This window comes from Actinokineospora guangxiensis (genome assembly GCF_042657845.1).
Classification (GTDB): Bacteria; Actinomycetota; Actinomycetes; order Mycobacteriales; family Pseudonocardiaceae; genus Actinokineospora; species Actinokineospora guangxiensis.
The window spans coordinates 42,093-65,960 of sequence record NZ_JBHSKF010000007.1 but is presented as its reverse complement, the minus strand read 5'-3'; the positions used below and the strand labels follow the sequence as shown (position 1 = coordinate 65,960).

The 23,868-nt window shown below is 72.5% G+C and carries 21 protein-coding genes; 15 read left to right on the top strand and 6 right to left on the bottom strand.

All coding sequences use genetic code 11. The features are described from left to right. Positions 1 to 55 precede the first annotated feature (55 nt). Complete coding sequence (locus ACFPM7_RS16275; RefSeq protein WP_378248465.1) at positions 56 to 766, top strand: MBL fold metallo-hydrolase; 711 nt, start codon at positions 56 to 58, stop codon at positions 764 to 766. Then, positions 766 to 1,383 carry a hypothetical protein gene (locus ACFPM7_RS16270; protein ID WP_378248464.1) on the top strand — a complete coding sequence of 206 codons (618 nt, stop codon included), beginning with the start codon at positions 766 to 768 and terminating at the stop codon, positions 1,381 to 1,383. The genes ACFPM7_RS16275 and ACFPM7_RS16270 overlap by 1 nt, the downstream gene beginning before the upstream one ends. Here ACFPM7_RS16270 and ACFPM7_RS16265 read toward each other — a convergent pair. The 3 genes from ACFPM7_RS16265 to pnuC are packed head-to-tail and all read right to left on the bottom strand — an operon-like array spanning position 1,355 to position 4,610. After that, the gene (locus tag ACFPM7_RS16265) at positions 1,355 to 2,887 is read right to left on the bottom strand and encodes a YibE/F family protein (RefSeq protein WP_378248463.1); all 1,533 of its coding nucleotides are present in this window, start codon (positions 2,885 to 2,887) and stop codon (positions 1,355 to 1,357) included. The two genes, ACFPM7_RS16270 and ACFPM7_RS16265, sit on opposite strands and share 29 nt — an antisense overlap. A gap of 14 nt (positions 2,888 to 2,901) precedes the next feature. Continuing rightward, positions 2,902 to 3,981, bottom strand: a complete 1,080-nt coding sequence (locus ACFPM7_RS16260; protein WP_378248462.1) for an AAA family ATPase — start codon at positions 3,979 to 3,981, stop codon at positions 2,902 to 2,904. Next, positions 3,978 to 4,610: a nicotinamide riboside transporter PnuC gene (pnuC, locus tag ACFPM7_RS16255; RefSeq protein ID WP_378248461.1), complete on the bottom strand. Its 633-nt coding sequence runs from the start codon at positions 4,608 to 4,610 to the stop codon at positions 3,978 to 3,980. Before pnuC ends, ACFPM7_RS16260 begins: the two co-directional genes overlap by 4 nt. A gap of 48 nt (positions 4,611 to 4,658) precedes the next feature. On the opposite strand from pnuC, the gene ACFPM7_RS16250 reads away from it, so the two are divergent. Next, entirely contained in the window at positions 4,659 to 6,539 is a 1,881-nt protein-coding gene (locus ACFPM7_RS16250; protein WP_378248460.1) for an intein-containing Rv2578c family radical SAM protein, read from the top strand. A 108-nt stretch (positions 6,540 to 6,647) separates the two neighbouring features. Then, positions 6,648 to 6,992, top strand: a complete 345-nt coding sequence (locus ACFPM7_RS16245; RefSeq protein WP_378248459.1) for a hypothetical protein — start codon at positions 6,648 to 6,650, stop codon at positions 6,990 to 6,992. A gap of 73 nt (positions 6,993 to 7,065) precedes the next feature. Here the strand turns inward: ACFPM7_RS16245 and ACFPM7_RS16240 are convergent, their stop codons facing one another. Beyond that, positions 7,066 to 7,965, bottom strand: a complete 900-nt coding sequence (locus tag ACFPM7_RS16240) for a helix-turn-helix domain-containing protein (protein WP_378248458.1) — start codon at positions 7,963 to 7,965, stop codon at positions 7,066 to 7,068. A gap of 394 nt (positions 7,966 to 8,359) precedes the next feature. Here ACFPM7_RS16240 and aspS point away from each other — a divergent pair, with 394 nt between their 5' ends. The 3 genes from aspS (at position 8,360) to ACFPM7_RS16225 (ending at position 12,471) form a co-directional block, all read left to right on the top strand. Then, the gene (aspS, locus tag ACFPM7_RS16235) at positions 8,360 to 10,144 is read left to right on the top strand and encodes an aspartate--tRNA ligase (RefSeq protein ID WP_378248672.1); all 1,785 of its coding nucleotides are present in this window, start codon (positions 8,360 to 8,362) and stop codon (positions 10,142 to 10,144) included. Further along, positions 10,145 to 11,083: a DUF389 domain-containing protein gene (locus ACFPM7_RS16230; protein ID WP_378248457.1), complete on the top strand. Its 939-nt coding sequence runs from the start codon at positions 10,145 to 10,147 to the stop codon at positions 11,081 to 11,083. Positions 11,084 to 11,187: 104 nt separating this feature from the next. Continuing rightward, positions 11,188 to 12,471, top strand: a complete 1,284-nt coding sequence (locus tag ACFPM7_RS16225) for an aminoglycoside phosphotransferase/kinase family protein (protein WP_378248456.1) — start codon at positions 11,188 to 11,190, stop codon at positions 12,469 to 12,471. Between the two features lie 742 nt (positions 12,472 to 13,213). Here ACFPM7_RS16225 and ACFPM7_RS16220 read toward each other — a convergent pair. Further along, positions 13,214 to 14,302, bottom strand: coding sequence for a pyridoxal-phosphate-dependent aminotransferase family protein (locus ACFPM7_RS16220; protein ID WP_378248455.1), 1,089 nt, complete (start codon positions 14,300 to 14,302; stop codon positions 13,214 to 13,216). Positions 14,303 to 14,411: 109 nt separating this feature from the next. Between ACFPM7_RS16220 and ACFPM7_RS16215 the strand changes: the two genes are divergently transcribed. Beyond that, on the top strand, positions 14,412 to 15,194 hold the full coding sequence (locus ACFPM7_RS16215) for an SGNH/GDSL hydrolase family protein (RefSeq protein ID WP_378248454.1): 783 nt from the start codon (positions 14,412 to 14,414) through the stop codon (positions 15,192 to 15,194). Positions 15,195 to 15,395: 201 nt separating this feature from the next. On the opposite strand, the gene ACFPM7_RS16210 is transcribed toward ACFPM7_RS16215, so the two are convergent. After that, positions 15,396 to 16,019 carry a uridine kinase family protein gene (locus tag ACFPM7_RS16210; RefSeq protein WP_378248453.1) on the bottom strand — a complete coding sequence of 208 codons (624 nt, stop codon included), beginning with the start codon at positions 16,017 to 16,019 and terminating at the stop codon, positions 15,396 to 15,398. 421 nt (positions 16,020 to 16,440) lie between these two features. Between ACFPM7_RS16210 and ACFPM7_RS16205 the strand changes: the two genes are divergently transcribed. The 7 genes from ACFPM7_RS16205 to ACFPM7_RS16175 all read left to right on the top strand — a co-directional run bounded on the left by ACFPM7_RS16205 (position 16,441) and on the right by ACFPM7_RS16175 (position 23,812). After that, complete coding sequence (locus ACFPM7_RS16205; RefSeq protein WP_378248671.1) at positions 16,441 to 17,757, top strand: replication-associated recombination protein A; 1,317 nt, start codon at positions 16,441 to 16,443, stop codon at positions 17,755 to 17,757. Positions 17,758 to 17,927: 170 nt separating this feature from the next. Next, positions 17,928 to 18,335 (top strand): DUF948 domain-containing protein, encoded by a 408-nt coding sequence (locus ACFPM7_RS16200; RefSeq protein WP_378248452.1) that lies wholly within the window; start codon positions 17,928 to 17,930, stop codon positions 18,333 to 18,335. Next, a complete protein-coding gene (locus tag ACFPM7_RS16195) occupies positions 18,332 to 18,610 on the top strand; it encodes a hypothetical protein (protein WP_378248451.1) in 279 nt (92 codons plus the stop codon). The genes ACFPM7_RS16200 and ACFPM7_RS16195 overlap by 4 nt, the downstream gene beginning before the upstream one ends. Before the next feature lie 57 nt (positions 18,611 to 18,667). After that, positions 18,668 to 21,322 carry an alanine--tRNA ligase gene (gene alaS / locus ACFPM7_RS16190; protein ID WP_378248450.1) on the top strand — a complete coding sequence of 885 codons (2,655 nt, stop codon included), beginning with the start codon at positions 18,668 to 18,670 and terminating at the stop codon, positions 21,320 to 21,322. Continuing rightward, positions 21,319 to 21,807, top strand: a complete 489-nt coding sequence (gene ruvX, locus ACFPM7_RS16185) for a Holliday junction resolvase RuvX (protein ID WP_378248449.1) — start codon at positions 21,319 to 21,321, stop codon at positions 21,805 to 21,807. Before alaS ends, ruvX begins: the two co-directional genes overlap by 4 nt. Next, a complete protein-coding gene (mltG, locus tag ACFPM7_RS16180) occupies positions 21,804 to 22,982 on the top strand; it encodes an endolytic transglycosylase MltG (protein WP_378248448.1) in 1,179 nt (392 codons plus the stop codon). Before ruvX ends, mltG begins: the two co-directional genes overlap by 4 nt. Further along, positions 22,982 to 23,812 (top strand): shikimate dehydrogenase, encoded by an 831-nt coding sequence (locus ACFPM7_RS16175; RefSeq protein ID WP_378248447.1) that lies wholly within the window; start codon positions 22,982 to 22,984, stop codon positions 23,810 to 23,812. The genes mltG and ACFPM7_RS16175 overlap by 1 nt, the downstream gene beginning before the upstream one ends. Positions 23,813 to 23,868 lie beyond the last annotated feature (56 nt).

The following is a 23,868-nucleotide window of genomic DNA, read 5'->3' as shown; positions in this document are numbered from 1 at the left end:
AGGTCGCCCCACTAGGCTCAGAACTCCCTGAGAACCCGGTCCTGGAGGTCCGCCCGTGCTTGTCGTCGGCTTCCCCGCCGGTGCTTTCCAGACCAACTGCTACCTGATCTCCCCAGGTGAGGGTGAGCAGTGCGTCATCGTCGACCCCGGCCAGGAGGCCGAGGCGGGGATCGCCGAGGCGCTGCGCAAGTACCGGCTCTCCCCGGTCGCCGTCGTGCTCACCCACGGCCACCTCGACCACACCTTCTCGGTCACCCCGGTCTGCGACGGCAACGACATCCCCGCCTGGATTCACCCGGAAGACCGAGTGATGCTCTCCGACCCGTTCATCGGCCTGAGCCCGGAGTCGGCCGCGTTCTTCGGCAACCTGACCATGCGCGAGCCCGCCGAGGTCAGGGAGATGACCGACGGCGCCGAGCTGGACCTGGCCGGGCTGAAGCTCACCGTCGACCACACCCCCGGCCACACCCGCGGCTCGGTTACCTTCCGCACCGCCGCCGACGAGGGCGGCCAGCTGGTGTTCGCAGGCGACACGCTCTTCGCCGGGTCCATCGGCCGCACCGACCTGCCCGGCGGGTCGATGGCGCAGATGAATGAGTCGCTGCGCACCAAGCTCCTCCCGCTGCCCGACGACACCGTCGTGCTGCCCGGCCACGGCCCGACCACGACGATCGGGCGCGAGCGGGCGAGCAACCCGTTCCTCACCGGTCTGGTCGACCTCACCGACCCGTCATCGGCGCACCGCGGCCGGGGTCGGGGCATCTGATGGAGTCCGTCCCGCTCAGCGTCCCGGCAGGCATGACCCGCAAGCGCGGGTGCGCCTCGCTGCTCATCGCGCTGGTGCTCGGCGCGGCCGTCGGCGGCATCGCGGGGCTGATCGGCGGGCAGACCGCCGGGCTGGTCGCGGGCGGGGTCGTCGCCGCGTTCTTCCTGTTCCTGGCGTGGGCGGCGGCGCGCAGGCGGCTGTCGCTGGAGGGCACGACGGTCGTCGCGCGCACCATCGGCAGCAAGTCCGTGGACCTGCGCACCACCGACCGCATCGAGCTGATGGTCAGCGACGTGCGCGGCATGCGCACCATCAGCGTGCTCGTCGCCCAGGGCAGGCGCACGATCAACATCTCGCTGGCCGTGTACTCCGGCACCGGCGGGCGCGAGCTGGGCATCCTGCCGCTGCGCAAGCTGGCCGACGCCCTCGCCGCGAGCGAGAACAGCGCCGGCCTGGTGTTCTCGCAGCTGCTGGTCGCGCAGCTGCGCGCCGAGGCGCGCGGCGAGGCCGCCGCGGACCGCCCGCTCTACCGGGTCGCCGAGACCGCGCCGCAGGGCAAGCTCGCCCAGCGGCTCAGCGCCGACGCGATCACGCGGTTCGTGGCGAACCTGGACTGACGGCGGCCGGTTCCGCGGGAGGCTCGCGCACCGCCACCAGCGCGGCCAGCGCGGTCGTCACCGGCACGGCGGCCACCAAGCCGATGCTGCCCACCAGCGTCCGCACGATCTCCTGCGCGATCGACTGCGACCCCAGGATCGCGCCCGCCCCGACCCCGGACACCGACGAGTACAGCAGCAGCGGCAGCGCCGCGCCCGCGTACGCCATGACCAGCGTGTTCACCGCCGAAGCGACGTGGTCGCGGCCGATGCGCACGCCGGCGGCGTAGAGCTGCCGCCAGGTCAGCGACGGGTTCGCCGCGCGCAGCTCCCACACCGCCGAGGTCTGGGTGACCGTCACGTCGTCCAGCACGCCGAGCGCGCCGATGACGATGCCCGCCAGCAGCAGCCCGCGCGTGTCGACCTCCCGGCCGAGCGCGCTGACCAGCGTCGCGGTCTCCTCGTCCAGCCCGGTCAGCGCCGCGAACGCCGAGAACAGCGCGCTCAGCGCCCCGATCAGGGCGAGGCTGACCATCGTGCCCAGCACCGCGGTGGACGTGCGCGCCGAGAACCCGTGCGTCAGGTACAGCACCGCGAACATGATCACCCCGGCCGCGGTGATGCCGACCAGCAGCGGGCTGGTCCCCTCGATGATCGCGGGCAGCACGAAGACCACCAGCACGCCGATGCTCACCGCGAGCGCGCCCAGCGCCGAGAGACCCTTCCACCGGCCCAGCGCGACCACGGCGAAGGCGAACGCGGCGGCCAGCACGACCAGCGGGAACCCGCGCTGGAAGTCGACCACCTGGTAGGACTGGCCCGCCAGCGCCTCGCCGCCGTTGTAGGCGAGCACCACGTCGTCGCCCACGGCGAAGCGCGGGGTGGTCGGCTCGACGGGAACCGTGGTGCGGATGTCGCTGCCCGCGGCGGGGCCGTCGTCCAGCTGGACGGTCAGGTTCAGGCACTGCGGGCCGCCCTCGCCGCCGTCGCCGCTGTCGCCGGGGGAGCACGGGGCGAGCTGGGCGGCGGTGACGGTCCCGTCGACCGGCGTGAGCCCGGCGTTGGTGGCGGGCTGGGCGTCCCCGGAGGGGAAGAGCAGGACGAAACCGATGAGCGCGGCCAGCGCGAACGGCGCGAGGAGCAGGGCGAGCAGCTTGCGGACGCGGCTGGAGACCGGTGTCGCCGGGCCGTGCCCGTGCCCATGTCCGTGCCCATGTTCGTGCCCATGTTCGTGCCCATGTTCGCGGCCGCGCGCTCGCCGAGCCGGCCCTTCGGGGGCGCTGTCGGCCGGATCGTCCCGGTCGAGGTCGTCCTGGTCGAGGTCGTCCGGGTCGGGCTCGGCGGGGTCCGGCGCGCGGTGGGCGCCTGCCCGCCGCGCGGGGTCGCGCCGGGCCGGTTCGCGTCGCTCGGGGTCGCGCCGGGCTGGGTCGCCGGGGTCGGGTCGGAGGGCTCTGGAGGGGCGCGGACGGGCCTGGGGCCCGGTGTCCCGCACGCGCGGGATGGGTTGCGTCGGCCAGTCGTCCACGCCGCAATCCTTCCTCAGGACCGGGGGAGCAGCGGGTCGGCCCAGCGCAGCCGCCCGCGCACGGCCTCGGCGCACGCGGCGGCGGCCCGGCGGAGCCGGTGCTCGGGCGTGCCGCTCAGCAGTGCCCACGGCACGCCGCGCCCACGCAGCCCGCGGACGAACCGCGCGGTCATCCACGCCCTGAGGTGCTCGCCGTCGCGCCAGCCGTCCTGCTCGAACGGCACGCCCACGTGGTCGGTCAGCAGGTAGAGCGCGGGGTCGCGGCAGGGGATGGGCAGCCCGCACGGCCTGCCGAGATACCGCTCGGCCCACACGGTCGCCGCCCACGCGTCGTTGTCGCACACCACGACCGGGCCGCGCCCGGCCGCGGCGTCCTCGGCGGCGATCTGGGCGCGGGCGATGTCGGCGAAGTCGCCGTCGGTCCACACCAGGTCGTCCAGCGCGGGCGCGGCCTCGCCGGCGGCCTTGGCCAGCGCGCGGGTCGCGGCCAGCTTCTCCTCGGTGTGCGCGCGCCCGCGCTCGCCCACCCACGGCGCGCCGAGCCGCTCGGCCAGGGCGCGGGAGAGCGTCGTGGTCCCGGTCGACTCCGCGCCCAGCACCACGACCCGCACCGCCAGCCCGCGCCGGGTCGGCCCGGCCAGCGCGCCCCAGCGGCCGACGGGGTCGGCGCGCACAGCCGTCGCCGAGCCGGGCAGCCGGGGCACCGCGACGTGCGCGGCCCCGAGCCGGGCGGCCAGCTCGGGGCCGTAGTCCTCGCCGCTGTACACCGCGTCGACGACCGGGGTCCCGCCGTCGGCCATCGCGCGCCGGGCCAGCACCGAGCGGACCACGCCGATGTGGTCGGTCCAGACGGTGTCGTCGTGGAAGTCGATCGGGTGGTCGTCCAGGTCGCCGACCACCGCGACGCCCGGATCGCCCGCGTGCTCCTCGGCCAGCCAGGCCACCCGCTCGGCGATGGTCATGGTCTCCACCGAGGACCCCAGCACGGCGACCGTCGTGCGCGCCGAGGCCGCGGCGGCCTGGCGGATCAGGTGGTGGTGGCCCTGGTGGGGCGGGTAGAACTTGCCCAGCACCAAGGCGTGCTCGTGCCTCACACCGCCGCCGTGGTCCGCAGGTCGGCGCTCCACTTGCGCAGGCCGTGCGCGCAGAGCGCCATGAATCCGATGTAGAGGATCGCCGTCAGCCACAGCTCCTTGTAGCCGTAGAGGGGCACGTAGATGACGTCGGCGGCGATCCACAGCCACCAGCACTCGACCTTCTTGCGCGCCTGCCCCCAGGTCGCCAGCAGTGACAGCACCGTGGTCAGCGCGTCCCAGAACGGCACGGTCGAGTCGGTGGCCACGACGAGCACCCAGGTCAGCAGCGCCGTCCCGGCCACCCCCGCGACCGAGAGGGCCTGCCATTCCTTCGCCGAGGTCCGCGACACCGACAGCGTCCCGCCGAGGTCGCCCCCGCGCAGCCACCGCCACCAGCCGTAGCCGGCCAGACCCAGGTAGACGACCTGCAACCACGCGTCGGCGTAGAGCCCGGCGGTGAGGAACAGCGCGAAGAACGCGACGTTGTTCACCATGCCGATCGGCCAGTTCCAGGCGTTCTGCCGCGCGACCAGCCACACGCACAGCGCCCCGGTGACGAACCCGATCACCTCCATGCGCGAGGTGGGCGCTCCGAACAGGGTGAACGCCGTGGCCCGCAGCGGGTCCAGCACCGGATCAAGTGACACGGCGGCAGACTACTTGCAGCCGACTCGAACATGTGTTCGACTGTGGTCGTGCGATGGGACGGGCAGCGGGTCGAGCAGGACGCCGAGCAGGCGCTGCCGGGGATTCCGGGGCTGGTGCGCAGTGTGCGCGCGCCCGAGTTCGCCGAGGCGGTCTTCCACGAGGTGCTGGCGAAGTCGGTGCTCAACAAGGTGCCCGAGGGCTCCCGCGTGCCGTTCCGCTGGACGGTCAACCCCTACCGCGGCTGCACCCACGCGTGCAGCTACTGCCTGCACGGCGACACCCCGGTGCTGATGGCCGACGGCACCGTCAAACCGATCTCCAAGCTCGCCGTCGGCGACCGCATCTACGGCACCGAGCGGCGCGGCAGCTACCGGCACTACGTGCCCACCGAGGTCCTGGCCCACTGGTCGACGGTCAAGCCCGCCTACCGCGTCACCCTCGCCGACGGCACCGCGCTCATCGCCAGCGGCGACCACCGTTTCCTCACCGAGCGCGGCTGGAAGCACGTCACCGGCGAGATGGTCGGCGGCAACCGCAGGCCGCACCTGACCACCGGCAACAAGCTCATGGGCACCGGCCGCTTCGCCGTGGCGCCCAAGGACACCGCCGACTACCGCCGCGGCTACCTCGCGGGCGTGGCCAGGGGCGACGGCGGCCCGCCGCCCCTGGCGGAGGTCGCCGTCCGGGTGGCGGAGTACCTGGACAGCGAGCTGGGCATGACCCTGCCGGTCCCGTGGCCGCGCGTCCCGACCGACGAGTGGCGCAAGGGCCTGCTGGCGGGCGTGTTCGACATCGACGGCACCTACGCCAACCGCATCGTCCGCCTGCCCAACCTCGGTCGCCGCGCGCTGTCGGCGGTCACCGAGGCGCTGGCGGCCTTCGACTTCCGCCACGCCGTCGAGCTGCGCCGCGCCCCCGACGGCAAGGCCTGCGTGCGCGTCGACGGCGGCCTGGCCGAGCACATGCGCCTGTTCCACACCGTCGACCCTGCCGTCAGCGCCAAGCGCGCGATCGACGGCGCGGCCATCAAGTCCGATGTCGACCTGCGCGTGGTCTCCGTCGCCCCGCTGGGCCTGGAGCTGCCGCTCTACGACATCACCACCGGCACCGGCGACTTCATCGCCAACGGGGTCGTGAGTCACAACTGCTTCGCCAGGTCGAGCCACACCTACCTGGATTTCGACGCGGGCAGCGGCTTCGACAGCCAGATCGTGGTCAAGGTGAACGCGCCCGAGGTGCTGGCCAAGCAGCTCGCCGCCCGCTCCTGGAAGCGCGAGCCCGTCGCGATGGGCACCAACACCGACCCGTACCAGCGCGCCGAGGGCCGCTACCGGCTCATGCCCGGCGTCATCGGCGCCCTCGCCGCCTCCGGCACGCCGTTCTCGATCCTGACCAAAGGCACCGTCCTGAGCCGCGACCTGCCGCTGCTGGCCGAGGTCGGCCGGGACGTCCCGGTGAGCCTGGCGGTCTCCATCGCCTTGCTCGACCGCCAACTCCAGCGCTCCGTCGAGCCCGGCACACCCGGCCCCCAGGCACGGCTGGACCTCGTGCGCCGCATCACCGACGCCGGCCTGCCCTGCGCGGTGATGGTCGCCCCCGTGCTGCCGGGCCTCACCGACTCCGCCGAGCAGCTCGACGCGCTGCTCTCCGAGATCAAGGCCGCGGGCGCGGACGGGGCGACGATGATCCCGCTGCGCCTGCCCGGCGCGACCCGGGGCTGGTACCTGTCCTGGCTCGCCCGGTTCCGGCCGGACCTCGTCGCGCCCTATCAGGAGCTGTACCGCGGCGGTCCCAACGCCGCCGCGCACTACCGCGACTCCCTCGCCGAGCGCTTCGGCGCGCTGGCGCGCGAACACGGTCTCGACCGCGCCCCCGCCCGCCCCGCCGGGCCCGCGCCCGAGCAGCCGAGGCAGCTCACGCTTCTGTGAGTAGCCCTGGGTGATGTTTGCGTACCTCTACGGCGCGACGTACGGATTGTTAGGACCAGCCGCCTGCCGCGATGGTGATGTTCCCCAGACCATCGCAGGAGGACCGTCGTGGTCTACGCCTTTGACCCGTTCCCCGGAGAGGACTCCCCTCCCGTGGACTTCGGGCTCGCCGTGCACCCGCTGTCGCTGAGCGTCGCCCCGCTGGGGGAGTGCAGCGCGCTGGTGCGCACGTGGGCGGGGTCCTCCGCGCTGCCGCTCTCGCTGAGCGTGGCGCGGCTGCCGAACCTGGTGCTGGCGCAGTTCGCCCCGGACACGGTCGAGGCGGGTGGGGAGACCAAGCTCGTGGTGTCGGTGGCGGAGGCCGCCCTCACGCGCACCCATGCGCTCACCATCGTCGCGACTGGACCGGACGGCCGGGTGGCGCGCGCCTACCTGTCGTTGACCATCTTCTGAGCGGACCATCTTCCAGCCGGGCCGTCCGCTGAGCGGACTCTGCCGGGGCCGCACCCCCGGCAGAGCGCGCGGATCAGTCGGGCCACTCCCAGCGCACGCACAGGATGCCGGGACCGAAGTCCAGGGCGACCGCGTGCGCCTTGCCGTCGGCGGAGATCTCCAGCTTGCGCCGGTTGGTCACCTGGTCGTCGGCGTCGGTCGTGTACTGCTCCAGGTAGGTGGGCAGCGCACGGGGGTCGAACCGCAGTTCCAGCACGAACTCCCGCACCGGGCTGGTGAACTTGCGGCAGTAGCTGTCGTCGCCGCGCGAGTAGGGCGGGCCGGGGTGGTGCAGCGCGTAGTCCACGATGGCCGTGTCGCCGCGCGCCAGCGGCCGCTCCAGCATGATCTCCGCTGCGATCAGGCCCGCGTCGGCGTCCCGGGCGATCCGCCCGATGCTGCACGTCTCACCGGCCACCACGAGGGGGAAGGGGCGTCCGGGAAGTTCGAGGTCGTAGACGAGGACGGTGCGGTCGGCGCCGTCGCGCTCGGCGCGGTACACCTGCCGCACGCCGATCATCTTCTCGCCGCGGTCCGCCCCGATCTCCATGCGGTCGTGCTGGCTGATCTTGGTCAGCGCGGCGTCGGTCTTGAAATCGATGCGCTTGAGCAGCAGGGCGATCGGCTCGCTGTTGCCCCACAGCGCCTCGATGGGCAGCCGCGAGGACTCGCGGTTGACCCTGCCGCGCGGCCGCGGTGGGCCGAGCAGCGCGATCAGCGCGCCGGTCGGCACGCCGAGCACGTCTTCCAGGTGGCCGAGCGCCGCGAGCGACTCCGCCCGCTCCGGCCTCCGTCTTCCCGACTGCCAATAGCTCAGTGCCGTGACGCTGATCGAGACTCCGCGTGCCCGCAACCGGTACTGGATGCGATCGAGGCTGAGACCGCTGGCCTGGATCGCGGCCCGCAGCGCTGTGGGGAACGCGTCGGCTGCCATGGAATCCGGCTGTTCGGCCGTCATCGCGTGGCGAACCCTCCCGTTCTGCTGAAGTTCACGAACTGGCTCGCGGGTGATACCGCTACCCATGTTCACTCCCTGGGTTACCCCTTACGCCCTGCGGGTCACACTACGTCGTGAGCAGCTTCGTGGGTAGCCACAGTGTTAAGTGATGGGTAACCAAATCGCTCCCTGCGGTGACCGGATAGTGCGGTTAGCGGCAAAACTATACGGCCGATCGGGTGTATAGCCCCCACTGAGAAGACCACCCCAGCGGGGGAGGGCACCTCGAACGGGTGGCGGGAAACCTGATGGACGCGGCCACCGGGCCGTTGGCTAGCCTCAACGCACCCATCACCTGGGCCATCACCTCGAACGAGAGGCTTTGACTACCGTGATCCGCACCCACGAGGCCGGGACCCTCCGCGCCGAGCACGCCGGGCAGTCCGTCACCCTGAGCGGCTGGGTGGCTCGGCGGCGGGATCACGGCGGCGTCATCTTCATCGACCTGCGCGACGCCTCCGGCGTGTCCCAGGTCGTCTTCCGCGAGGGCGAGATGGCCGAGCGGGCGCACCGGCTGCGCGCCGAGTTCTGCGTGCGGATCGTCGGCGAGGTCTCGGCCCGGCCCGGCGGCAACGAGAACCCCGACATCGCCACCGGCGCGATCGAGGTCCTGGCCACCGAGCTGGAGGTCCTCAGCGAGGCCGCGCCGCTGCCCTTCCCGGTGGACGACCACCTGACCGTCGGCGAGGAGGCCCGGCTGCGCCACCGCTACCTCGACCTGCGCCGCAGCGGCCCCGCGAAGGCCATGCGCATGCGCAGCGAGGCCAACCGCGTCGCCCGCACCGTGCTGCACGACGAGCGCTTCGTCGAGGTCGAGACCCCGACCCTCACCCGCTCCACCCCCGAAGGCGCCCGCGACTTCCTCGTGCCCGCCCGCCTGCAGCCCGGCTCCTGGTACGCGCTGCCGCAGTCCCCGCAGCTGTTCAAGCAGCTGCTGATGGTCGGCGGCCTGGAGCGGTACTACCAGATCGCCCGCTGCTACCGGGACGAGGACTTCCGCGCCGACCGCCAGCCGGAGTTCACCCAGCTCGACATCGAGATGAGCTTCGTCGACCAGGACGATGTCATCGCCCTCGGCGAGAAGGTCACCCGCGCGCTCTGGCAGGAGCTGATCGGCCACGAGCTGCCCGCGGCGTTCCCGCGCATCAGCTACGCCGACGCCATGTCCCGCTACGGCTCGGACAAGCCCGACCTGCGCTTCGACCTGCAGCTGACCGAGATGACCGAGTACTTCGCCGAGACCCCGTTCCGGGTGTTCCAGGCCCCGTACGTCGGCGCGGTCGTCATGCCGGGCGGCGCGTCGCAGCCGCGCAAGCAGCTCGACGCCTGGCAGGAGTGGGCCAAGCAGCGCGGCCACAAGGGCCTGGCCTACGTCCTGGTCGGCGAGGACGGCACCCTCGGCGGCCCGGTCGCCAAGAACCTCTCCGAGGCCGAGCGCGAGGGCCTGGCCAAGGCCGCGGGCGCCGAGCCCGGCGACTGCGTCTTCTTCGCCGCGGGCGAGGCCAACTCCGCGCGCGGCCTGCTCGGCGCGGCCCGCCTGGAGATCGGCCACCGCTGCGGCCTGATCGATGAGTCCGCCTGGTCGCTGGTGTGGGTCGTGGACTTCCCGCTCTTCGAGGAGGCGGCGGCCGCCGCCAGCGCGGGCGACGTCGCCGTCGGCTCGGGCCGCTGGACCGCCCTGCACCACGCCTTCACCTCGCCCACCCCGGAGTGGATCGACCGGCTGGAGGACGACCCGGGCGCCGCCCTGGCCTACGCCTACGACCTGGTCTGCAACGGCAACGAGATCGGCGGCGGGTCCATCCGTATCCACCGCAAGGACCTCCAGGAGCGCGTGTTCGCGCTGATGGGCATCGGCGCCGAGGAGGCCACGGAGAAGTTCGGCTTCCTGCTCGACGCCTTCTCCTACGGCCCGCCCCCGCACGGCGGCATCGCCTTCGGCTGGGACCGCATCGTCATGCTGCTGGCGGGCGAGCAGTCCATCCGCGACGTCATCGCCTTCCCGAAGACCGGCGGCGGCTATGACCCGCTGACCGCCGCTCCCGCGCCGATCACCCCCGAGCAGCGCAAGGAAGCGGGCGTCGACGCCAAGCCGAAGCCCCCCGCGGCGGGCTAGGTGCTCCACCTGCGCGCGGTCTGCCCCGGGGCCGCCGCGCCCGACGTGCTCGCCGTCCTGCGCGAGCACGCGGGCGCGGCGAACCTGGTGCACCTGCCGGGCGCGGCCGTCCACCCCGAGGGCGACGTCGTCGAGGCCACCATCGCCAGGGAGGCCGCCGACGAGATCCTCGCCGCCCTCTCCGCGCTGGGGGTCGACCACACCGGCGGCATCACCCTCGAACAGCTCGACACCGTGCTCTCCGACGCCGCCGACACCGCCGAGGCCGAAGCGCCCGGCGAGGCGGCCGACGCCGTGGTGTGGCAGGACCTGGTCGCCAAGACCGGCGAGGAATCGCGGTTCAACGCCACGTTCCTGGCGTTCCTGTCGATCGCGTGCCTGCTCGCGGCCGTCGGCGTCATCACCGCCTCCACGATCACGATGGTCGGCGCGATGGTGGTCGGGCCCGAGTTCGGCCCGCTCGCGGGCATCGCCGTCGGCCTCGTCTGCAAGCGGTACGACCTGGTCAAGCGGGCCGCGGTGGCCCTGGCGGTCGGGTTCCCGCTGGCCATCGCCATCACCGCGGGCGGGGCGTGGCTGGGCACCGCGGCCGGGCTGTTCGACGCCTCCGCGCTGACGAGCAGCGACGCCCAGTTCGACTTCGTCTACGAGGTCGGACCGTGGTCGCTGATCGTGGCGGTGCTGGCGGGCGCGGCGGGCATGCTGTCGATGACCTCGGCGAAGTCCGCCGCCCTGGTCGGGGTGTTCATCTCGGTGACCACCGTCCCCGCCGCCGGGTATGCCGGGGTCGCGGCGATTCTCGGCCAGTGGGACAGGATGGGCATGTCGCTGGCGCAGCTCGCGGTCAATCTGGTGGGTATCGTGGCGGCTGCTGCCGCGGTGCTGGTGCTGCGCCACCGCAGGGCAGGCCGTGTGGGTCGGCCGCTCGCCCCTGGGTGAGCCGGTCGTCCCGGGACTGGTCCGACCTCGTTATTTCGCCGAGCGGACCTCCCTCTTGATCGATGCCCGTCAGTAGCGTCGCGGCCAGGGAAGGAGTTCGGTGCGTGTCGGGGCTTGAGCCGCCCGTCGGCGGCGGGGTGGGCATGGGACTTCGCCGCGGCGCGACCGCGGCGCCGGAGGAGCAGACAGTGGAGAACGCCACCGACCCGCCGGAGGACCGCCCGACGGAGGCCGAGGTGCTGGCCACCGTCGTCGCCGCGGAGTCAGTGCTCAGCAAGCGGTTCGGAGCGCGCATCCAGCTCGGCGAACCGGAGGACCTCGGCGGCAGCGACCGCTCGGTCGTCCTGCGCGTGCGGGTGGCGGCGAGCCCGTTCTCCCTGCCCAAGACCCTCGCGGTGAAGCGCTACGTGCCCACCGGGGCGGCCCCGCGCGACTCGTGGGTCCGCGAGGCCGTCAGCTACCAGATGTTCAACGCGCTGGCCGCCGAGGACCGCATGTGCCCCGAGCTCTTCGCCCACGACGGCGACGCGGGCCTGCTGGTCATGGAAGACCTCGGCCGCGCCCCCACCCTCGCCGACAAGCTGCACGGCACCGACTCCCGCGCCGCCGAGGCGGCCCTGCTGTCCTGGGCCAGGTCCCTCGGCCGCCTGCACGCCACCACCGCGGGCCGAGAAGCCGACTTCGACGCCCTCCTGCGCAGGCTCAACCCACCCACCAACAAGGACCCCCTGGCCGAGGACGGCCCCATCGCCATCGCCGACCTCCCCCGCCTGCTCCTCTCGGAGTTCGGCGTCGCGACCCCGGACGAGGTCATCGGCCACGCCGCGAACACCCTGGGCCTGCTCGACCATGCCCGCCACCGCGCCTTCAGCCCGTCCGACACCTGCCCGGACAACAACCTGATCACCAGCCGCGGCGTCCGCTTCCTCGACTTCGAGGGCGGCTGCGTCCGCAACATGATGTTCGACGCCGCCGCCATCGCCGTCCCGTTCCCATCCTGCTGGTGCGCCTTCGCCCTACCCCCCGGCATGGTCGAAGCCATGATCGCCGCCTGGCGCGCCGAAGTCCGAGCCATGTGGCCCGACCTGGCCGAAGACGCCGTCCTCCTGCCCCGCCTCCTGGACGCCCACCTCTTCTGGGTCTGGCTGGCCACCTGGCGCCACCTCACCGACCCCGCCGGCGCCCGCGTCACCTCCCGCCACTCCGGCCCAGTCCCCGACCAGGGCCCCCTCCTGGCCGCCCGCTGGACCGGCCTGGCCACCGCCGCCCACCGCGGCGGCGCCGACCACATAGCCGAACACGCCATCACCATCGCCCGAACCCTCCGCGACCGCTACGGCGACAAACCCCTCCCGCTGTACCCAGCCTTCAACACCACCCGCTTCTAACCCCACCCACGGCTCCCACTCGGACACGCCTCTCCGGGCCGCCCTGCCTGGGGTTCTCCACCGGCGGGGCCGCGCTGGCTCACCCCCTCTCACCTGGTACGCCTCTCTGGACCGCCCGGCCTGGGGCAGTCCACCCGGCGGCACCGCACCAGCTCACCCCACCCAACCGTGCCTGTCTGACGTGCCTGTCTGACGTGCCTGCCTGATCGCGCTTGTCTGATCGCGCCTGCTCGATCGCGGCTGTCCGACTGCGCCCGTTCGACCATGCCTGCCCGACCGGCGCCCACCCGACCGCGCTCTACGTGGTCGTGTTTCCACCAGTCGCTTCTCGTCGCTCACCGCTCGTCCGCTCCCGCGTGCTCGCGGTCCATCTGGCACCACCCGCCGGCTTCCCCGCCTGCTCGCGTCTTGGCCAGCTTCTACCCCCGATTCCCACACCCTCATCACGCGTCCGCCCCGCCCGCTTGCGCCCCTCGGCCTCCACCACGTGGCTGCCGTCACCTGCTCCCACCCACTAGCCGCGCCCGCTCAACCTCCCGCGCCTCACCAGCCGCGCTCCGCCTGCTCAGCCCCGCCGGCCGGACCTCCCCCCGCGCCGGCTCGCTCGACCGCCTCCACCCGGGCGCGGTCCAGCCGGTCACGGCCACCTGTTCCAGGCTGCGCGACCGACCGGCCCACCCTCAGCCCGTAGGGTCCCTCTTCCACCCCGGGCACACCGTCTCCAGGCTTCCCGCCCGCCGCACTACCCCTTGATCAGCCGGGCCAGCGTCGCCAGCACCAGGTCGGCCCGCTCGATCCGGGCGTTGTGCCCCATGAGCCCGATCCGCCACACCGACGACGCGTAGGCCCCGGCGCCCGCGCCGATCTCGATGTTGTGCTCGGTCAGCAGAACCCGCCGCACCTTCGCCGAGTCCACCCCGTCGGGCACACGGACGGTGGTCAGCTCCGGCAACCGGTGCCCCTCCGCGGCGAACAGTTCCAGCCCCATCTCCTGGAGCCCGCCCTGCAGGTGCTCACCGGCCGCCTGGTGCCGCGCGTGCACCGCGTCGAGCCCCTCTTCCAGAATCCGCCCGAGCGCCGCGTGCAAGGACGCGATCAGCGCCACCGGTGCCGTGTGGTGGTACGTCCGCCCGCCCTGCCCGCCGTCGACGTACGCCCCGATCAGGTTGAGGTCGAGGTACCACGTCGGCGGGCGCTCGACCCGCCGCTCCCAGGCCTTCGGCGAGACGGTGAACGGAGCGAGTCCGGGGGAGACCCCCAGGCACTTCTGCGTCCCCGAATAGGCGATGTCCACACCCCACCCGTCGACGTCGACGGGGATGCCCGCCAGCGAGGTGACGCAGTCGGCCAGCACCAGCGCGTCCTCGTGCACCGCCTCGGCCAGGGCCGCGATGTCGCTGCGCACCCCGGTCGACGTCTCGGCGTGCACGACCGCCACGATCGACGGCCGCGGGTGCGCCTCGACCACCCGCCGCACGTCCACCGGCTGCCCCCACTCGTGGTCCACCCGCACGACCTCGGCCCCGTACCGGCCCGCGACGTCGCACATCCGCTCGCCGAACAGCCCGTTCACCGCCACCACGACGACGTCCCCCGGCCGGACGAAGTTCGCGAACCCCGCCTCCATCCCGATGGAGCCGGTCCCCGACAGCGGCAGGGTCCTGGCGTTCTCGGTGCCCCAGACGGTGCGCAGGCGGGCGCAGGTCTCGTCCAGGACGCCGAGGAACACCGGGTCGAGGTGCCCGAGCAGCGGCGCCCCGAGCGCGGCCGTCGCCTCGGGGTACGGGTTGGACGGACCGGGACCCAGCAGCACGCGATCAACCAAAGCCATGCCCCGCACCCTACGACGGCCGACCCGCACACGGAGACTTCGCCGGGCCGTCCACCCCGGGTCACCCAGTTCTCACCGGCGGTGTGGTCGAACCCCCGATCGTGGTCGCGTGAGCGCGCTGGGAATTGACACGCTGACCTGGACCGCGGACCGCCTGGCCGTCCTCGGCGACTCCACCTGCGTCGGCGTGGGCGACCCGCTGCCGGGCGGCGGCTGGCGCGGCGTCGGCCCCCTGCTGGCGGCGTCCCTGGGCGCCACCGAGCTGAACCTCGCCGCCCAAGGCGCCCGCGTGGCCTGCGTGCGCCACCGCCAGCTTCCCGCCGCCCTGGCCTACCGCCCCGACGCCGCGATCGTCATCGCAGGCATGAACGACACCCTCCGCTCCGACTTCGACCCCGCCCGCCTGCGCGCCGACCTGCGCCACGTCGTGGTGAAGCTGCACCACCACGGCGCACGGGTCGTCCTGGCCCGCTACCACGACCACGGCCGCGTCTTCCGCATGCCCGCCAGGCTCAAGACCGCCCTGAAGTCCCGCATCGACCGACTCAACGAGGTGATCGACACCGTCACCACCGAAACCCACGCCACCCTGCTCGACCTCCACGCCCTCCCCGGCGCCTACGAACAAGCCGTTTGGAGCGTCGACCGCCTGCACCCCTCCGAGTACGGCCACCGCCTCCTGGCCACCGGCTTCGCCGACCGCCTGGCCGCACTCGGATGCGCCATCCCCACCCCGGTCAGCCTGACCTGCGAAGGCGGCCGCCGGACCACCACCGCCCACCACCTGGCCTGGCTGATCGCCAAAGGCTTCCCCTGGCTCTGCCGCCGAGGCCGCGACCTGCTTCCCCTGCTGCTCCGCCCCAACCCTCACCACACGGATCACCGCCCTTGACGCCTTCAGCCTCAAGGCGCGCCGAAACCGCCCCCTCGCACGCCGAGCCGCCCGCTGGCACGCACGCCGGGCCGCCCCACCAGCCACCCCGCGAGCCCGCCCGCCTTCCGCCGCACGCCAGTCGTCCGGTGGCTGGTCCTGCTGGGCGCGTTGTCGCAGGTAGAAGTCCGATGGTCGGTTCTGCTGGTCGCGTTACCGCAGTCACGCAGCCAGCGGCTCGTCCTGCCCGCGACTGTTCGCCCCGCTCCACCGACTCAGCCGCTCAGCCGCCTCCGGCGGGGTGCACCTGGTCATCCCCGCCGTCTCGCACCGCCGAACGACCTGCCCGTGCTCACGCCACAGCCGCAGCCCACGCCGAAGCAGCAGCCCCAGCCCCTTCCGCGACTCGGCCACGTCCCGCGCGAGACGTCGGACGAACGTCGTCGCCGAGTTCGGAGCCACCACGACAGCGTCCGCGAGAACCCCCGCACCCCGGCACGCCTCAACGATCCGGTCGGCGAACAGCCCCTCAGCCACGAACGCGGGAGCCCCGCTCGCGACGACCTTGGTCGTGCCGACCCGCCCGTCCTGCGCGAGCTCGTACCGAGGCGCGTCGACTTCCCCGGTCGTGGCCAGCGCGACGATCGCCTCGACGGCCTCATCGGCCAACCACGACCCCGGCGCGTCCCAGTCCGCCCGCCCAGCGGCGTCCCGGGGCAGCAACGGATCGTCGCCATCGCGATAGAAGTCGTCCAGCCGCAACACGGGCAGCCCCAGCCGAGCCGCGAGCGTCGACTTCCCCGCCCCAGACGGGCCAGACAGCAGGATCACCGGAATCAGCGCCACGGGGAACCATCGTCCCACGCCCGCACCCGCACCGGAAGCACGCCCGCCGCCATTCCCGCCGATGCGTCCGACACCACACCCACCCGCGGGCAGGCGCCCTGCGACCCCGCAGCCAGGCCCCCACCCTCCCGGCCTACGCCGGGGGATGCTGGAGCGCCGTGGCCGCGGCAACAGAGTCGCCCTGAGCAGTGGGCAGACCGGCGGTCTGCTGTGTGTAGGAGGAGCCGTGACTGTGCACGGCGGTGTGCTGGCTACATGGCGTCTCCTTTCCGGCGGCCGGTGTCGACCGCGCGCGACATTGGTTGGTGATGGGCGCAGAGCTGGGCGGGGCGGGCAAGGATGTGGTTGGCGGGCACCTCCGGGGGTGTGTCGGCGCGGGCGGGTAGCGTCGCGGGTTGTGGAACAGGAGTTCGACCTCGATCTGTTCGGTGATCCGCCCACCCGCGAAGGGCGGCCCGACCGGCAGGCCCCGCTCGCCGTGCGGATGCGGCCCGCCGTGCTCGGCGAGGTCGTCGGGCAGGACCACCTGCTGGGACCCGGCGCCCCCCTGCGCAGGCTGGTCGAAGGCGCCGCGCCCGCGTCGCTGCTGCTCTACGGGCCGCCCGGGACCGGGAAGACGACGCTGGCCACGCTGGTCTCCTCAGCCATCGGTCGGCGTTTCGTCGCGCTCTCCGCGCTGACCGCGGGCGTCAAGGAGGTCCGCGCCGTCATCGATGACGCCCGCCGCAGGCTCGGCCGCTCCGGGGAGTCGACCGTCCTGTTCATCGACGAGGTCCACCGCTTCTCCCGCACCCAGCAGGACGCCCTGCTCGGCGCGGTCGAGGACCGGACCGTGCTGCTCGTCGCGGCCACCACCGAGAACCCGTTCTTCTCCGTCGTCTCGCCACTCCTCTCCCGTTCGCTCGTGCTCCAACTCAAGACCCTGGACGACGACGCGGTGCGCGCCCTCGTGCGCCGCGCCGTCGCCGACGAGCGCGGCCTGGCCGACGCCGTCACCCTCGACGCCGACGCCGAGGACCACATCGTCCGGCTCGCGGGCGGTGACGCGCGCCGGGCGCTGACCGCCCTGGAGGCCGCGGCGGATTCGGCGCAGGCCCAGGGCAAGGCCATCGACCTCGCCACCGTCGAGGCCACAGTGGACAAGGCCGCCGTCCGCTACGACCGCCAAGGCGACCAGCACTACGACGTCATCAGCGCGTTCATCAAGTCGATCCGCGGCTCCGACGTGGACGCCGCCCTGCACTACCTGGCCCGCATGGTCGAGGCGGGCGAAGATCCGCGGTTCATCGCCCGTCGCCTGATCGTGCACGCCAGCGAGGACATCGGCATGGCCGACCCGACCGCGCTGCAGACGGCCGTGGCCGCCGCGCAGGCGGTGCAGATGATCGGCATGCCCGAGGGCAGGCTCGCGCTGGCCCAGGCCACCGTGCACCTGGCCACCGCGCCCAAGTCCAACGCCGTCATCGCGGGCATCGACGCCGCGCTCTCCGACGTGCGCGGCGGCGCGGCGGGGACCGTCCCGCCCCACCTCCGGGATGGTCACTACGCGGGCGCCAAGCAGCTCGGCAACGCCACCGGCTACCGCTACCCGCACGACGTGCCCGAGGGTGTGCTCGCGCAGCAGTACCCCCCGGACGAGTTGGTCGGCCGGGACTACTACAACCCCACGAATCGTGGTTCCGAACGCGCATTGGCGGATCGCCTCCCGAAGTTGCGGCGGGTCGTACGAGACCAGTAAGCCCGAATTCGGGGGTGGGGCGGCGAAAGTTGTCCACAGGGGTGGGTTATCCACATTGCCGGGAATACGGTTGGCCGAAATGGGTAGATGAGCGGAAACTGGTCCGGCAGCAGCGGTGGCCGGGGCGCGCGGTAGCCTGGCGCGCATCGTTTCCCGGATGAGGAGGGCGTGTGAGCGCAGGGGACATTGCCTTGGTGGTCGGCGCCAGCGCTGTCCTGCTCGTGGCGATCGTGCTGTGCATCGTGCTGTTCAAGCTCGGCAGGACCCTGGACGAGACCACGGTCGCCATCCGCAAGGCCCACGAGAAGAGTGATCCGATCTTCACCGGGGCCAACACCACGATCTCCCACGTCAACGCCCAGCTGGAGCGGGTCGACGGCATCACCGCCAACGCGCAGGCCGTCACGGGGAACGTCTCCGCGCTGACCTCGGTGTTCACCGCGACCCTCGGTGGTCCGCTGGTGAAGGTCGCCGCCCTGTCCTACGGCGTCGGCAAGGCCATCAAGGCCCGCCGCCGCGGCAAGGGCGAGGTCGAGGGCAAGCACGTGCGCCGCAAGCGCCGCGGGGGTCGACCGTGAGCCGCCTGTTCTGGATGGGCCTCGGCGTCGCCGCGGGCGTCGCCCTGTCCCGCAAAGCCCGCCGCACCGCGCACGCGGCCACCCCGGCGGGCGTGGCCGAGAACGTCGGCGACGCGGTCCGCGAGCTGGCCGGGGCCATCGGCGCGTTCGGCGCCGACGTCCGCGCCGGGATGTCCGAGCGCGAGGACGAGCTGGCCACGATGGTGGAGCGCCGCAGCGGCGTGCCCGCCCGCCGCACCGACGCGCGAGCGCGTCGGGCGGACGGTCGAGCCTGACCCGACCCTCCGCCTTCGCCGTCCTGCTCGCCGCTCAGACCCACCGAGGACACGACCGTGCAGACCCATGAGATCTCCCGTCGCTTCACCACGCACTTCAAGGACGCCGGGCACACGGAGGTGCCCAGCGCGTCCCTGATCCTCGACGACCCCAACCTGCTCTTCGTCAACGCCGGGATGGTGCAGTTCAAGCCCTACTTCCTGGGTGAGGCCCCGCCGCCGTACAGCACCGCCACGAGCGTGCAGAAGTGCGTGCGCACCGGCGACATCGATGAGGTCGGCAAGACCACCCGCCACAACACGTTCTTCCAGATGGCGGGCAACTTCTCCTTCGGCGACTACTTCAAGGCCGGCGCCATCGAGCACGCCTGGACGCTGGTCACCGGCAGCCAGGCCGACGGCGGCTACGGCTTCGACCCGGACCGCATCTGGGCGACGGTCTACGACGACGACGACGAGGCCTTCGAGCTCTGGCAGAAGATCGCCGGCCTGCCCGTCGAGCGCATCCAGCGCCGCGACGGCAAGGACAACTACTGGGACATGGGCGTGCCCGGCCCCGGCGGCCCCTGCTCGGAGATCTACTACGACCGCGGCCCCGAGCACGGCAAGGACGGCGGCCCGGTCGTCGACGAGGACAGGTACCTGGAGATCTGGAACCTGGTCTTCATGCAGGACGTCCGCGGCGAGCAGAGCCCCAAGAACGGCCACGCCCCGATCGGCACCCTGCCGCAGAAGAACATCGACACCGGCATGGGCATCGAGCGCGTCGCCTACCTGCTCCAGGGCGTCGACAACGTCTACGAGACCGACCTCGTCCGCCCGGTGATCAGCAAGGCCGAGGAGATGTCCGGCCGCCGGTACGGCTCGGGCAACCCGGTTGACGACGTGCGCTTCCGCGTCATCGCCGACCACGCCCGCAGCGGCATCATGCTGATCGGCGACGGCGTCACCCCCGGCAACGAGGCCCGCGGCTACGTGCTGCGCCGCCTGCTGCGCCGCATCGTGCGCTCGGTGCGCCTGCTCGGCGTGACCGACCCGGTGCTGCCGGAGTTCGCCGCCGTCGTCCGCGACACCATGGGCCCGCTCTACCCGGACCTGGTCAAGGACTTCCCGCGCATTGAGGCGGTCGTGCGCAACGAGGAGGAGACCTTCCTCGGCACGCTGGCCAGCGGCCTGAAGATCTTCGACGTCGCCGCGACGAAGATCAAGGACGACGGCGGCTCCCAGCTGCCCGGTGACAAGGCCTTCCAGCTGCACGACACCTACGGCTTCCCGATCGACCTGACCCTGGAGATGGCCTCGGAGAAGGGCCTGACGGTCGATGAGCAGGGCTTCCGCGACCTGATGGCCGAGCAGCGCGCCCGCGCGAAGGCCGCGGTCAAGAAGACCGGTCACGGCGACCAGACCGTCTACCGCGACCTGCTCGCGCTCGGCGCCACCGAGTTCACCGGCTACCAGGAGCTGGACACCGAGGCGGTCGTGCGCGGCATCGTCCGCGAAGGCGTTCGGGTGCCGTCGGCGAGCGAGGGCGACATCGTCGAGATCGTGGTCGACCGGACTTCGCTCTACGCCGAGTCCGGCGGGCAGGTGTCCGACGCCGGTCTCATCGTCGGCGACGGCGTCGAGCTGGAAGTCCTCGACGTGCAGAAGGTCGCCCGCAAGCTGTGGGTGCACCAGGCGCGCGTGCGCAAGGGCGAGGTCACCGAAGGCATCGCCGTGCAGACGCAGGTGGACCCGGAGTGGCGTGTCGGCGCTCGTCAGGGCCACTCGGGCACGCACGTCGTGCACGCGGCTCTGCGCGAGGTGCTTGGCCCCAGCGCGCTGCAGAGCGGCTCGTACAACAAGCCCGGCTATCTGCGTCTCGACTTCGCCTGGGCGGGAGCGCTGTCCCCGGAGTCGCGCAGCGAGATCGAAGAGGTCTCGAACCTCGCCGTACGCAATGACCTGCCGGTTCGCGTCGTCTACACCGACATGGGCGGCGCCCAGGACATGGGTGCGGTCGCCCTGTTCGGCGAGACCTACGACGAGACCGTGCGCGTCGTGGAGATCGGTGGGCCCTGGTCGCGCGAGCTGTGCGGTGGGACCCACGTCGAGCGCTCGGCGCAGATCGGTCCGATCACCGTGATCGGCGAGTCGTCGGTCGGCTCCGGTAGCCGTCGCCTTGAGGCCTACGTCGGTATGGACGCCATGCGCTACCTGGCCAAGGAGCGCGCGCTTGTTCAGAACCTCGCCGGCATGCTCCGCGTGCCCGACGAGGAGGTGCCCGCGCGCGTCGAGGCGCTGGTCGAGCGTCTGCGCCAAGCCGAGAAGGAACTGGAGAAGCTGCGCGCCGGTCAGCTGCTGTCCTCTGCCGGTGAGCTGGCGGACAAGGCCGAGGACGTCAACGGCACCGCGCTGGTCGCTCTGCGCGCCCCTGACGGCGTCGGCGGCAACGACCTGCGCACTCTCGCCGTCGAGGTCCGCAACAGGCTCGGCGCCCGGCCGGGCGTGGTGGCGCTGTTCTCGGCCGACGGGCCCAAGGTCGCCTTCGTCGTCGCCACGACTTCCGCCGGACGTGACGCGGGCCTCGCCGCAGGCAAGCTCGTCCCGGCCTTCTCCCCGGCCATCGGCGGCCGAGGCGGCGGCAAGCCGGACATGGCCCAGGGCGGCGGCACCGAGCCCGGCGGCATCGACGCCGCCATCACCGCGCTGCGCGGTGCGTTGACCCCGTGACCCGTCCTGACCGGCCCGGGGCCGACGATCCGGGGCGCGGGCGCAGGCTCGCCGTGGACGTCGGCTCCGTGCGGGTCGGGGTCGCGTTGAGCGATCCGGCTCCAGTGCTCGCCACGCCGCTGGTTACCCTGTCCCGCGACGAGCGGAACCGCACGGACATTGACCAGCTCGCCGCGCTCGTCGCCGAGCACGAGGTGGTGGAAGTGGTGGTCGGTTTACCCCGCACCCTCGCCGGGAAGCACGGACTCGCGGCCGAGGGTGCCTCGGCCTATGCGGCCGTTCTGGCCCAGCGGGTCGCTCCGGTCCCGGTCAGGCTGGTTGACGAACGCTTGACCACGGTGTCGGCCACGCGCATGCTCAGCGACCGCGGCGTCCGCGGCAAGAAGCAGCGCTCGGTCGTCGACCAGGCCGCGGCGGTCGAGATTCTGCAGGGCTGGCTCGACGCAAGGGCGGCGGCGATCGCCCGGACCGCGGAGGGGTCATGAACGAGGACGAACTCGGCCTGTTCGACGAGCACACCGAGCGCGACAACCGCTCCAGGGGACGCCGGATCAAACTGACGGTGTTCGGCCTGATCGTGGTGCTGCTGATCGGCGTGGGCGTCTGGTACGGCTGGCGGCAGCTGTCCGGCCTCGGCGGCTACGACGACTTCGCCGGGACGGGCGAGAAGGACGTCGTCATCGAGGTCAAGGGCGGCGACTCGACGGGTGCCATCGCGGGCACGCTCGCTGAGCAGGGCGTGGTGGCCAGCTCACGGGCGTTCGTGGAGGCCTCGGAGTCGGACGCGCGCGTGCGCGCGGTGCAGCCCGGGTTCTACGTCATGCGGACGAAGATCTCCGGCGCGGACGCCGTCACCCGGATCGTGGACCCGAAGTCGCGGGTCGGGAACCTGCAGATCAAGCCGGGCACGCAGCTGGACGACATCAAGAAGAAGGACGGCTCGGTCACGCCCGGCATCGTGTCGCTGCTGTCGAAGGCGTCGTGCGCGGAGCTGGACGGCAAGAGCACCTGCGTCAAGGTCGAGGACCTGCGCAAGGTCGCGTCCAGCGGCGACCTGGCCGCGCTGGGCGTGCCCGAGTGGGCTGTCGCCGACGCGGGCAAGGCCGAGCCGACTCGCAGGCTGGAGGGCCTGATCGCGCCCTCGGTGTACGACGTCCGCCCCGGCGCGACGGCCGAGGAGCTGTGGAAGAAGGTCCTGACGGACTCCTCCGCGCTCCTGCAGAGCTTCGGCCTGCCGACCATCGCCGACGGCACCGGCTTCACGCCCTACCAGGTGCTCACGATGGCCTCGCTGGTGCAGCGCGAAGGCATCCTGAAGGACTTCGGCAAGGTCTCGCGGGTGATCTACAACCGGCTCAAGATCGGCATGGAGCTGGCGTTCGACTCCACGGTCAACTACGTGCTCGACCGGCCTAACATCGCCACCAGCGACGCCGACCGCGGCCGCGCGGGGGCGTACAACACCTACAAGAACACGGGCCTGACCCCGACTCCCATCTCCGCGCCGAGCAGGGACGCCATCGTCGCCATCATCGAGCCGGAGGCGGGCAACTGGCTGTTCTTCGTGCTGTGCGAGAAGGATGGCACCTCCTGCTTCGCCGACACCTACGAGAAGCACCTGGCCAACCGCGAACTGGCTCGGCGGAACGGCGCCTTCTGATGCGTGCGGCGGTACTCGGTTCGCCTGTCGCGCACTCGCTTTCGCCCGTACTGCACTCCGCGGCCTATGCCGCGCTTGGTCTGGAGTGGACGTACGAGCGGGTCGAGTGCGACGAGGAGCGCTTGCCGGGGCTCGTCGGCTCTTTGGGGCCCGAGTGGGTCGGTCTGTCGGTGACGATGCCCGGCAAGCGGGCCGCGCTCGCGTTCGCGACGTCGGCGACCGCGCGAGCCCAGGCGGTCGGCGCGGCGAACACGCTGGTCAGGACCGTGGACGGGTGGCATGCCGACTGCACGGACATCGACGGGGTGACTGGCGCGCTGCGTGCCGTCGGCTGCGCTTCGGTGGGCGGTGAAGCCGTCGTCCTGGGGGCGGGGGGCACGGCGTGCGCGGCGATGGCCGGCTTGGTGGAGCTGGGGATCTCCAGCGCTGTGGTGGTGGTGCGATCGCCGTCGCGGGCGGGCGAGGCCGTCGAGTGCGCGAGGCGGCTGGAGCTGCCGCTGCGGGTGCTTCCGTGGTCTGAAGTGGACTTCGACGCGCTGGCTTCCGCCGCGCCGGTCCTGGTGAACACGGCTCCAGCCGCGGCGACGGCGGGGCTGGCGGGCTCGCTCGCACGGGCGCGGCACGTGCTCGACGTGATCTACCACCCCTGGCCGACCCCGGTCGCCGAGGCTGTGCTGGCGCGAGGTGGGCGGCTGGCGACTGGCCTGGACATGTTGCTGCACCAGGCTTTCGGGCAGGTCGCGCTGTTCACGGGGAAGGACGCGCCCCGGGCTGAGATGCGCGACGCCCTGTACGCCGCGACCGGCGGCGCGGTCCCGCTTTCGCTCTGATCCACTCGACCGGGTGAACCACCTGGCATCGAACGCCTGTTCGCGTAGCTTGGACA